At 69.0% G+C, this 12,759-nt stretch carries 4 protein-coding genes; 2 read left to right on the plus strand and 2 right to left on the minus strand.

Translation table 11 applies throughout. The features are described 5' to 3' along the window. The first annotated feature begins 42 nt into the window (after nucleotides 1-42). Both ACQPW1_RS28345 and ACQPW1_RS28350 read left to right on the plus strand, forming a co-directional pair. Nucleotides 43-5,346: an amino acid adenylation domain-containing protein gene (locus ACQPW1_RS28345; RefSeq protein ID WP_433654672.1), complete on the plus strand. Its 5,304-nt coding sequence runs from the start codon at nucleotides 43-45 to the stop codon at nucleotides 5,344-5,346. Next, complete coding sequence (locus ACQPW1_RS28350) at nucleotides 5,343-9,899, plus strand: amino acid adenylation domain-containing protein (RefSeq protein WP_433654674.1); 4,557 nt, start codon at nucleotides 5,343-5,345, stop codon at nucleotides 9,897-9,899. The genes ACQPW1_RS28345 and ACQPW1_RS28350 overlap by 4 nt, the downstream gene beginning before the upstream one ends. An 85-nt stretch (nucleotides 9,900-9,984) precedes the next feature. Here ACQPW1_RS28350 and entS read toward each other — a convergent pair whose 3' ends face one another. Both entS and ACQPW1_RS28360 read right to left on the minus strand, forming a co-directional pair. Further along, nucleotides 9,985-11,244: an enterobactin transporter EntS gene (gene entS / locus ACQPW1_RS28355; RefSeq protein WP_433654676.1), complete on the minus strand. Its 1,260-nt coding sequence runs from the start codon at nucleotides 11,242-11,244 to the stop codon at nucleotides 9,985-9,987. A gap of 2 nt (nucleotides 11,245-11,246) precedes the next feature. Next, nucleotides 11,247-12,752, minus strand: coding sequence for a tryptophan 7-halogenase (locus tag ACQPW1_RS28360; RefSeq protein WP_433654678.1), 1,506 nt, complete (start codon nucleotides 12,750-12,752; stop codon nucleotides 11,247-11,249). Nucleotides 12,753-12,759 lie beyond the last annotated feature (7 nt).

Here is a 12,759-nt window from a genome sequence, read left to right on the forward strand (position 1 = left end):
CCGCGGTGCGTGCACCGCGGGCAGCTGAACGGAAGTGGAGAATTGACGCAGAATCCGACAGACCTTCGCGCCGCGATCGCACCGACCCACCCGGCGCACGGGCCGCTGGCACCATTGCCCGGTGTCGAAGATCTGTTGCGCCGAAGTGGCGGCCGGGCACCGGGTCTCGACGAAATGCTGACCCTGCGGGTGCCGACGCCACCCGGGCTCGGCGAACGCGCGATCCACACCGCCGTCCAGGCGCTCGTCGACCGCCACGACGCACTGCGCTTGCGCGCCACCGCCATCGTCGATGATCTGTGGGACCTCGAGGTGCTGCCGGTCGGCACGATCACCGCCGAGCTGCACACCGCGACGGCGGACGATCCACGCGCGCGACTGTCCGCCGAGGACGCGATCATGGTGGCCGCGAACTGGCTGACCGGCGACCCGGACCAGCCGGGGACCCTCACACTGGCCGTGCATCCCTTCGCCGCCGATCCGTTCTCGCTGGCGGTCATGTTCGACGAACTGAGCACCGCGCTGCGCCGAGCCGAGCGGGGAGACCCGATCGAGATCGCGGCCGTGCCAGGCACCCTGCGCGACTACGCACAGTGGACGTCCGATACCGCGGCCGACCCCGAACTTGTTGCGCTACTGCCACAGTGGCAGCAGATCAGCGCGGCGTCGGCGCGGCCGTTCGGCGACGTGCCGGCTGCCGAATACGATCCGGCGCCGGTCCGCCTGCGCATTCCGATCGACCGGTTCGCCGCCGATCTCGCTGCCCTCGCGGTGCCGCTGGAATCCGCGCTGCTCGCGGCCACCTCGATCGCCACCGCGCACACCGTGGGAGGTGCGGCGCTCGTCGTCGATCTGGTCCGCGACGGCCGAGCCACCTCGGCCACCGACCGGACCGGGCTGGTCGGCCGATTCCAGGTGGTGGCACCGGTCGCGCTGACCCCGCAGACCGACGCAATCCTCGCGCTCGCCGACGCGCGCCAGCAGTTGCGCGCGCAGCCGCTGGCCGGTGTCGACTACGCGCTGCTGCGCCACCTGAACCCACAGACTTCACTTGCGCTGGACGCGAACACGATCGGCGATATCACCCTCGAGATCGTCGACCACAGCGCGTTGGGCGTGGCCGTCGATCCGGTCGCGTCGCAATCGGCGAGTCCGCTCTCGCTCGTGGCAGTCCTCGAACAGAGTGCCGATCAGCACTGGCTCGCGGTAACCCTGGACGCGGCCCCCGGTACCGCCCACGATGTCGTCGGCGAGTTCGCGGACGCGTGGGAGCGAGCGATCCAGCAGCTGGCCGAACTGGTGGCGGATCCGGCGAACCAGGTGAATCTGGTGCCCGCCGACCTCACCCGCGTCGACCTGACCGTCGGCGAGGTCACCGCGGTACAGGCGGCCAGTTCTGCACTGCTGGACGATATCTGGCCGCTGTCGCCGCTGCAGCAGGGTCTGTACTTCCAATCCCGTTTCGCCGGTGACTCGGCGGCCGCCGATATCTACACCGCACAGTTCAGCCTCGAGTTCGACCGCGAACTCGACGCCGAGACCTTGCGCGGCGCCTTCGCCGCATTGCTGCGCAGGCACCCGAGCCTACGCGCCGGTGTCGTGGACGGCGGCCGGTCCGACCCGGTGCAGATCATCGCGCACGCATCGGAAGTGCCACTGAGCGTGCTGGACCTGTCGCACCTCGGCGTCGACGAATGCGCCCGCGCGCTCGACGACGCGTTGACGCGCGATCGCGCGACCGGCTTCGATCTGGCCCGGCCGCCGCTGTGGCGCGCGCTGCTGATTCACCGCACCGGCGCCGGCGACGTGCTCGCGATCAACCGGCAGTTCCTGCTGTGGGACGGCTGGTCGAACGGGCCGTTCATCAGCCAATTGCTTTCGTACTACACCGATCTCACGCAGGACACCAGCCCGCATCTCGCCTTCCCCGAGTACCTGAGCTGGCTGCACGCCCGGGACATCGCGACGGCGCGCGAGTACTGGCGTTCATCCTTCGCCGATCTCACCGAGCCGTGTCTGGTCCGCCCGAACGCGCCCTTGGACGTGCGGGTCATGCCGCAGGTGCGCAGGACGACGCTGTCCGCCGCCGATACCGACGCGCTGGAGCAACGGGCCAGGCAGCATGCGGTCACGCTCAACACCGTGCTCAATGCCGTGCTGGCACTGACGATTTCGCGCTATCTGGGGCGCGGCGACATCGTCTTCGGCAATACCGTCGCAGGGCGCCCGCCGGAGATCGCCGACATCGACAGCTCCATCGGCATGTTCCTCAATACCGTCCCGGTGCGGGTACTCCTGCAGCCGTCCGCCACCTTGGCCGAGCTGCTCGCCAAGACCGGACTCGAGCGGCTGGACCGGATGGAGTACGAGTACCTGCCGCTGGCCCAGATCACCGAGGCCGCGGGCCACCGTCTGCTGTTCGACGTGCTGTTCGTGCTGCAGAATTTCATCGCCGACAGCGAACTCGGCGCCGAATACGGCGTCATCGGCAGCACCTCCCTCGACTACACGCACTATCCGCTCAACCTGGTCGTCACGCCGGGGCCGAGGCTGACCGTAAAACTCGAGTCCCGCCCCGACCTGATCGACGCCGACCAGGCCCAGGGCTTCCTCGACGAGTTCCTCGGCCTGCTGACCCTGATCGCGACGAACGAGCAGGCCATGACCGTGCCGCTGGCCAGGCTGGAGGTCGGCGGCATCCGCGGTGCGGTGCTGCGCGGGCACGCGTGCCCGGTCGGCACCGACAGCATCGCCGATCTGCTCGCGGCGCAAGCACTCGCGACGCCGCAGGCCGATGCGCTGGTACTCGGCGAGCGGCGGCTCACCTTCGCCGAACTCGACGCCGAGATCAATCGCCTCGCGCGGGTACTGAAATCCGCCGGAGCATGTCCGGAAGCCTTTGTGGCGCTGGCGATCCCGCGCACCATCGAGATGGTCGTCGCACTGTTCGCGGTGCTGCGCACCGGCGCGGGTTACGTGCCGCTCGAACTCGAACACCCCGACGAGCGGCTGCTCACCATCCTCGACGCCGCCGCACCGGTGGTCGTGGTGGCCACCACCGCCACCGCACGCCGCTTCGCCGACCGCGCGGTGCCGATCCTCGTACTGGACGGCACGCCGGTGCGGGCCCAGGTCGCCACCGCCGATCCGGCACCGTTGACCGATGCCGAACTCGGCGCATTCGCCAGGACCAACCCGGCCCGGCTGGACTATCCCGCCTACGTCATCTTCACCTCCGGCTCGACCGGCGCACCGAAGGGCGTGGTGACACCGTATGCCGGGCTGACCAATATGCAGCTCAACCACATGCGCGAAATCTTCGCTCCGGCAATCGAACTCGCCGGTGGGCGGCAACTGAACATCGCACACACCGTCTCGTTCGCCTTCGACATGTCCTGGGAGGAGCTGCTCTGGCTCGCCTTCGGGCACACCGTGCACATCTGCGACGAGCAGCTGCGCCGTGACCCGGTCGAGCTGGTCCGCTACTGCGACGCGCACCAGGTCGACGTCATCAATGTCACCCCGACCTACGCCGAACACCTCATCACCGAGGGGTTGCTCGAGCAGGGCGACGGACGGCATCGCCCGGCACTGGTCCTGCTCGGCGGCGAAGCGGTCGGTGACGGTGTGTGGAATCAGTTGCGCGACACCGACTCCACCTACGGTTACAACCTGTACGGCCCGACCGAGTACACCATCAACACCCTGGGCGGCGGCACCGCGGACAGTGCCACGCCGACCGTCGGACGCCCTATCTTCAACACCGACGCCTACCTGCTCGACAGCTGGCTGCGACCGGTAGCGGCGGGGCAGATCGGCGAGTTGTATGTCAGCGGAATAGGTTTGGCCCGTGGCTATCTCGATCGTGCCGGGTTGACCGCCGACCGTTTCGTCGCCGACCCCGCGGTGCCCGGCGGACGGATGTATCGGACCGGCGACCTGGTCCGGCTCGACCCGGCGGGCAATCTCGAATTCCACGGCCGCGGCGACGATCAGGTCAAGGTTCGCGGCTACCGGGTCGAGCCCAACGAGATCGCCTCGGCCATCACCCGATTGGCCGGCATCGAGCGGGCCGTGGTGATCGCGGACAAGTCCGAGTCCGCCACCCGGCTGCTGGCCTACGTCGTGCTCGCCCCCGATGCCGCGCCGGAGACCACCGGGACGGTGCGCGGGCAGCTCGCTGATCTGTTGCCCGCGTACATGGTTCCGGCGGCGGTCGCCGCTATCGCGACGATTCCGATGACGGTGAACGGCAAGCTCGATATCGCGGCGTTGCCGGTCGCCGAACCCGTCGGCGCGGGTGGGCGCGAACCGGAATCGCAACGCGAACAACAGCTTTGCGACGTCTTCGCCGACGTGCTCGGGCGGCCGACCGGCGTCGAGGACAGCTTCTTCGACCTCGGCGGGCATTCCCTGCTGATCATGACCTTGCGCCGGGCCCTGCGCGATCGGCTCGGGCTGGATGTCCCGATCGCCGAGCTGTTCACCCATCCCAGTCCCGCGGCGCTGGCCGCGAAGCTCGACCGCCAGGACTCCGGTGACCACGCGAAGATGACCGCACCGATCCTGACCCTGCGTCTGGGCACCGGTGGTGACCCGGTGTGCTGCCTGCCCCCTGGTGCCGGATTGGGTTGGCAATACACACAATTGACCCGCTACCTGCCCGAAGCCTCCCCGGTGTTCGCGATCCAGGCACCGTTCATCGCGGGCGAACAGGATGTGTCCACCGATCTGCGCGAGCTGGCCCGCGAGTATGCCGATCTGCTCGTCGCGACCGCACCCGCCGAGCGCTACCGCCTGGTCGGCTGGTCGTTCGGCGGCAACGTCGCACTGGCGGTCGCGGCCGAACTTCAGGCGCGCGGTCTCAGTGTTCCGGCAGTGGTCATGCTCGATTCGGCCGCCGAGCCACCCCGGCGGTACGTGGAGCGCAGAACGGAGATGGCCCCGGCCGCCGCGGCCTTGCTGTCGCTCGGAATGGCCGTTGCCCCTGATGATCTCGGCAGGCTGTCGATCGCCGACGCCGTCGAGCGGATCCGCGGGTCGGCGAACTTCCTGGCCGACTTCGAAACCTCGACCCTCGAGGCCGTCATTCGCACCAGCGTCTGGAGCCTCGAGGTGATGGTCGCCGCGCAGTATCCGACCTACCGCGGCGATGTGTTGTTCGTGCGGGCCACCGCCGCGGCACCGCGCGGCCGGACGCTCACCGCCGAAAATGCCCACCAGTGGGACGAATTCGTCGACGGCCGGGTCCGGATAGTCGACGTCGATACCACGCACCACCAGCTGCTGGACCGAGCCGCCGTGGACGGCTACGGCCTCGAGCTAGAACGTGAGCTGTCCCGATGACCAACACCGTCATGACCGATCGACTACCGCTGTCGAGCGGTCAGAGCGCGATCTGGTTCGCCCAGCAGCTACAACCGGCCAACCCGATCTTCAATATCGCCACCGCCGTAGAGATCGAGGGCGAGCTCGACCTCGCCGTGTTCCGCCGGGCCGCCGAACGCACCCTTGCCGAAGCGACCTGCCTGTCGATGCGCGTCGACCCCGGTGCGGAACGGTTCGGCCAGCAGCCCGGTACGCCGATCGGCCCGCTCGGCGCACTCCTCGATCTGTCCGCCGAGGCCGACCCGGCGGCCGCGTTCGCCCGCTTGGTCGCCGCCGATGTCGCCGCCCTGCACGATGTCGCCACCGGTCCGACGTTGCGGCAGGAGCTGATTCGGCTCGCACCCGATCGACACCTGTGGTACCTGCGCAGCCACCATGTGCTGCTCGACGGCTACGGGGTGAACCTGCTGTTCCGGCGGGCCGGGTTGATCTATACGGCACTCGCCGCGGGCCGCGAACCACGCGGCGGCTTCACGGATCTGCGCGAACTGCTCGACGAGGAGCAGCAGTACCTGGACTCGCCGCAGCATCGCGCCGACGCCGACTTCTGGGCCGAGCAGCTGCGGTCGATCGGGCCGGGCGTGGTGCTCCAGCCGGGCGCCGAACGACTGGCTCAGCGCGCCCGCACCGCCGAAATCACCCTTGGCACCGACGCATTCGCCGACGCCAATCGGCTCGCCGAGGAGACCGGCACCGCATGGGGCACGGTGGCGATCGCCGCGTTCGCCGCCTATGTGGCCAAGCACACCGCGCGCCGTGAGATCACCGTCGGCTACCCGGTGATGAATCGCCTCGGCTCGGTGGCGGCCCGGATACCGACGATGAACGTCAACCTGCTGCCGCTGGCGCTGCACATCGATCCGTCGGCCCGGCCCGACGAGCTGGTTCGGCAGGCCGACGCGGCGATGGCCGCGATCAAACCGCACCAACGGTTCCGCGGCACCCCGATCGGCGACGGTACCCGCCTGGCCGGCGGATTCACCGACCGGATCGGGCCGGTGGTCAACGTCAAACCGTTCGGCGACGAGGTCCGCTTCGGCCCGCTGCGGGCGACGATCCGGTCGCTGTGCCGCGGACCGGTCCAGGATCTCTCGGCCACCATCTCGGCGACCCCCGACGGCGATCTGCGGGTGCAATGCGACGCCGACGCCGACCGCTACACTGCCGACGAGCTCGACCGGCACCTCCAATCGATCCGCCGGTTCATGCGGGCGTTCGTCGCACCGGCACGGTCCCGCGACACCGTGCGCGCCCTGCCGCTGGCCGCGCCCGAGGAACTCGCGCTGCTGCGCGACCGGTGGAGCGGCGCCGAGGTGGGCCCCGCCGACGACGCGACCCTGATCGAGGTGTTCGCGGCCACCGCGCGGGATCGGCCGCAGGCCACCGCGATCACCGTAGCGGGCGAGTCGCTGAGCTTCGCCGAACTCGACCAGCGGTCGAACCGGCTGGCCCGCAAGCTGATTCGCGACGGCGTGCGGGTCGAGGATCGAGTCGCGCTGCACCTGGCGAGCAGTACCGCCATGGTCGTGGCGATCCTGGCGACCTGGAAGGCGGGCGCCGCATACGTGCCGGTCGATCCGGCCTACCCCACCGAACGGGTCCGCCATATCCTCGACGATTCCGCCGCGGCGGCGGTGCTCACCCGCGCCGATATCGAGGGCGACCTCGCCGACCTGTCGGCGGAACCGGTGCTGTCCGCGGACCGCGGCGGTCCGGTGCTCCCGGACAGCAGCGCCTATGTCATCTACACCTCCGGGTCGACCGGACGCCCGAAGGGTGTCGTCGTCGCGCACCGGGGTCCGCGCAATCTCCTTCGCTCCCATCGCCATTACACGATCGACACCGCGGCGCGGCGGCCGCTGCGGGTGCTCAGCACCTACAGCTTCGCCTTCGATTCCTCGATCGGCCCACTGATGTGGATGCTCGACGGCAACGAACTGCACGCCCTCGGGCGCGACGCCGCGCTCGACGCGGCCGCCGTCGTGGCATACGTACGCGCACACCGGATCGACTACATCGACGCGGTGCCGGTACTGATGGAACAGTATCTCGACCACGGCCTGCTCGCGGCCGGGCAGCATCGCCCGGACCGGCTCGCGGTCGGCGGCGAGGCGGTGCCGAGCGGCTTCTGGACACGCCTGCACCAGGACACCGCGCTGACCGCGTTCAATCTGTACGGCCCGACCGAGGCCAGCGTCGATTCCGGCTTCGCGGTGGCCGCCGACGCGCCGACGCCAACGATCGGCCGTCCGACCTACGGCGGCAGGCTCTACGTGCTCGACGCGCTGCTGGCGCCGTGCGGGATCGGCCACCCCGGCGAGCTCTACATCGGCGGCCCGCAACTGGCGCGCGGCTACCACGAGCGGCACGGCCTGACCGCGCAGCGGTTCATCGCGAATCCCTACGGTGCCGGCGAAAGGCTGTACCGGACCGGGGATCTGGTGCGCTGGCGGCCGGACGGTCAGCTCGACTTCATCGGCCGCGCCGACGATCAGGTGCAGATCCGCGGCTTCCGCGTCGAACTCGGCGAGGTGGAGTCCGCGGTCGCCGAGCAGATCGACGCCGACCGGGTGGTCGCGGACGTGCGCACCGGCAGCAACGGCTCCCGGCGGTTGGTGGCGTACCTGGTGCGCCGCGACACCGAATGGGACGCGCAGGTCATCGACGCGTTGCGGCGCACGCTGGCGGATGTGCTGCCCGACTACATGATTCCGGCGGCGTTCGTCGGGATCGCGGAACTTCCGTTGGGCCCCAACGGGAAAGTCGACCGGGCCGCCCTGCCGGAGCCGCAGCCGACCCGAGGGTCGGGCGGCGCGCCGATCGCCGACGAGCTGGTGCGCGATATCTGCCTGGCCTTCGCCGATATCCTCGACTTGGCCGCGGTCGGTCCGGACGACGATTTCTTCAACCTCGGCGGGGACAGCATCGTCTCGATCCGCTTGTCCGCTCGCCTCAAACAACTCGGCCTCGGCACCACGCCGCGGGATGTGTTCGAATGCCGCACGCCCGCGGCGCTCGCGGTACGGGGCAGGCTAGCGGCGTCGACATCAACAGTGGCCGAACCCGCGGGGTACGGCATCGGGGAGATTCCGCATACCCCGATCATCGCAGGGGCGCTCGCCCACGGCGGACCGCTCGACCGCTTCTCGCATTCGATGGTGCTCAACGCGCCCGCCACGGTCCAGCTGACCACCCTCGCCGAAGCTGTTGCCGCACTGATGGATACGCACGACATGCTGCGGACCCGGCGGCATGGGGACATGCTGTCGGTCGCCGCACCCGAGGAAGTCGATTACGCGGCAACGGTTTCCGAGCAGCTGCTCGACGCGCCGGGCGACGAACAGCACCTGCTCGATCGGCTGGCCGACGAGCTCGACCTCGCCACCGGAGCAGTCGTGCGAACGGTCTTGGTGCGCTACCGATCCGGTGCGCTACCCCGGATCGCCGTGCTGATCCACCGCGTCGTCGTCGACGGCGTCTCGTGGCGGGTGCTGCTGGACGATCTTTGCGCCGCATACGAACTCGCGGCGGTGGGCGCACCGATCCGGCTGGCGCCGGTACCTACGTCGTACCGGCGCTGGGCGCAGTCGCTGCACGAGCTCGGGCGCACCGGGCATATCGACAACCAGCTGCGCTACTGGCAGGAAACCGCACACCGCGACGGCACGCAGACGCTTGCCGCGCGGGCACTGGACGAGCGGCGCGATCTGGTGGCCACCGCGCAGATCCGGACCGTCGATATCCCGGCCGACACAGCCGAGCCGCTGCTGACCGAACTGCCCCGCCGATTCAATGCGGGCGTGCAGGACGGTCTGGTCGCCGCACTCGCGCTGGCCGTCGCGGTCACCGCGCACGGCGGCGCGGGCTTCGTCTTCGAGGTCGAAGGCCACGGCCGCGAGGAGACGATCACCGAGGGCGTCGAGCTTTCCCGCACCGTCGGCTGGTTCACCAGCCGCTATCCGGTGCGGGTCGATCTGCGCGATGTGGACCTGGCCGAGGCGCTGCTCGGTGGCGCCGCGGCGGGTAGTGCGCTCAAGCTCACCAAGGAAAGCCTGCGCGCCGCGCCCGACAACGGCATCGGCTACGGCATCCTGCGCGAGTTCGATCCCGCTGCCCGCCTTGCCGAAGCGCGCGCCGAGGTGCTGTTCAACTACCTCGGTAAACGGGGTACCGGCACTGCCGATCCGGACCCGTGGACACCCGTCGATCCGGATCGTCCCTTGCAGGTTCGCCGAGACCCGTCGATGCCGTGCAGCCACGCCCTGGTCATCACTGCGGTGACGGTCCCGCACGAGACGGGCAACGTCATCCGTGCGGAATGGTCCTGGCCCGCCGACCTGCTGGCCGCCGACACCGTCGCGGAGCTACACCGAAACTGGTTGCGCGCGTTGGATGGACTGTCTACTTACCTCGGCAAGAGCAACGCCGTCGAGCTGACACCGTCCGACACTGTTGTCAGCGGGCTCACCCAGGACGAGATCGACGAGTTCGAAGCGGACTGGGATCTCTGAAACGCGAAACAGCCCGCACCCTCACGGGTGCGGGCTGTTTCGTGTTTGTTGTTGTGACTCGCCAGATTGTTGTGACTCGGCGAGACTATCCCGGCTCTACCGCGACCGGATCGCGGCTGTCGAGCCGCCGCAGAGTCGCCAGCAGCAACCACAGCGCCACGGTGACCACACAGCCCACCGCGCCGTAAACCACGAAGACCTGGCGGACCGGCACGAAACCCGACACCACACCGGCGACGACCGCGCCCGCGGCAGCGGCGACGGTGATCTGCGCCGTCCACACCCCCGACACCCGGCCGCGGTACTCGTCCGGAGTGTGCGCCTGCACCACCGCGAATCGCGCGATATCGCCGACCACCCGGCCCGCGCCGTGCGCGAGCAGGCCGAGGAACGCCACCGCGGTGACGCCGAACAGTCCGGCGCCCGCCATCCCGGCCGCGGATACCAGCGTCGCGGCGAAGATGACCTGGCCGCCACGGCGGATACTGCCGGTCCACCCTGAGGTGAGCGAACCGAGCACCGCGCCGACCGCGGGCGCGGCGAACAGCAGCCCCGCGGTGGCCGAACCACCGTGCAGCACTTCGGCGACGTACTCCGGCACCAGCACCGACCAACCCGACAGCAGCATGGTGACGAAGCCGACCAGCAGCGCACCGCCGGTCACCGGATGGCCGAACGCGAAGCTGAACCCGGAAACGATGGCCCGCAACGGTGATTCGGTGTGTGTGCGCCGCGCGGGCATCGGATCGAGGCGGGCGATGAGCACCGTGGTCACCAGGCTGGCGGCCGCGGCGAACCAGAAGTTGACCGTCACATCGGCCCAGGCGATGAGCACACCGCCCAGCGCGGGCGCGACCATCGAACCGAGGTCGACGGTCAGTGCCATCAGCGCACCGGCCGCCGCCAGCTTGTCGCGCGGAATCAGCCCGGGCGTCGCCGCGACCAGGGCCGTCGAGGACACACCACCGGCGACACCGTCGATGATGCCCGCGACGAAGATCAGCCACAGCTGCGGCGACGGCAACATCGCGTTCACGGCGAGTACCGCGAAACCGACCGTGGCACTGCCACGCGCCAGCACGATCACGGTGCGCCGGTCGAAGTGATCGGCCAATGCGCCACCGATCAGGGTGCCGCCGAACGCGGAGACACCGATCACGGTGGCGATGGTGGCCACCCGCGCGGTCGAGCCGGTCAGGCCGTAGACCTGAATCGGCAAGGCCACCATCAGGAATCCGATACCGAACACCGAAATGGTCCGCGCCACGAACAGCGTGCGGAACTCCCGACTGGTCCGTAATGGCGTCAGATCGATGGCGAACTTACGCGGCGACGTGCGATTCATCGTCAGCTGGACACCGAAACCGGTTCGGCCCAGGACAATCCGTCGGCCGAGGGCACCAGGCCGCCGTCGAGCAACGGCGGCTCCACCGTCGCGGCACCGGTCGCACCGCGCGCCTGCAGCGCGTTCATCTCTTCCATCACCTCGCGGACAACGGTCGTGCCGAACAGATGCTTCATCCGCTGGCCCGAATCGGTATCCATGCCACCGGTTTTCACGGCGGCGGCGGTGAGTGCGTCGGTCGATGCGGCGAACTTGCCGATGATCGCGTCCGGGTCGGTGAGCGCGTTCTCACCGGAGAAGCCACCGGCGACCAGCGAAACGAACGCGGCCATATCGTCGCGGTCCATCTTGGTGACCTTGCGGGCCCGCCAGAAGTACGAGTCCTCGGACTGTTCCATGTCGTAGAACGCGGACAGGAACTCGTAGAACACCGCGTACTCGCGCCGGTAGCGGCCCTCGAACTCGCCGAAGGCACGTTCCTCGGTGAGCTCACCGGAGAGCACGCTGTTGATCGAACGCGCCGCCAGCACAGCGGAATACGTGGCCAAGTGGACACCGGTGGAGAACACCGGGTCGATGAAGCACGCGGCATCACCGACCAGCACCATGCCGTTGCCCCAGAACTTGGTGTTGGCGTAGGAGTAGTCCTTGCGGGTGCGGATCTCGCCGTAGGTGCCCTCGGTCACCCGGGTCGCGTCGGCGAGCATGTCGTCGACGATCCCGCAGCGGCCGATGAAGCGCCGCAACGCTTCCTCCTGATCACCCTGCACCTTGGCGGCGTGTTCCTTGGCGATGACCGCGCCGACGCTGGTCAGTTCGTCGGTCAGCGGGATGTACCACATCCAGCCCTCGTCGAACGCCGCGCACAGGATGTTGCCCGAATCCGGTGCGGGCAAACGCTTTCCACCGTTGAAGTAGCCGAACAGCGCGACGTTCTGGAAGAAGTCAGCGTAAACACGCTCGGCCCCACTGTGTTTGGTGAGCCGGGTCTTGTTGCCGCTGGCATCCACCACGTACTGCGCCTCGACCCGATGGGCGACACCCGCGGCGTCGGTGTAGTCCACCCCGATGACCCGACCGGCGCCATCCTTGATCACGTCGGTGACCTTGGCCTGTTCGCGAACGTCCACCCCGGACTTCGCCGAGTGCCGCAGCAGGATCTCGTCGAACTTCATCCGCTCCACCTGGTAGGCGAACGACGACGGACCCGAGAACTCGGGCGAAATGGCGAACAGGAAGTTCCACGGCACCGGACTGGTTCCCCAGCGGAAGCTGCCGCCACGCTTGTGCATGAAGCCGGCCGCTTCGATCTCCTGCTCCACCCCGAGCAGGCGGCACACGCCGTGAATTGTTGCGGGCAGCAATGATTCACCGATCTGGTACCGCGGGAACTGCTCCTGCTCCAGCAGGACAACGGATCGCCCGCTCTGCGCCAGCAAAGTCGCGACGGTAGAGCCACCGGGCCCACCGCCGACGACAACCACGTCAACCTTCTCGACTACGCCCATTCGCTTT

This window comes from Nocardia sp. CA-128927 (assembly GCF_050955855.1).
GTDB lineage: Bacteria > Actinomycetota > Actinomycetes > Mycobacteriales > Mycobacteriaceae > Nocardia.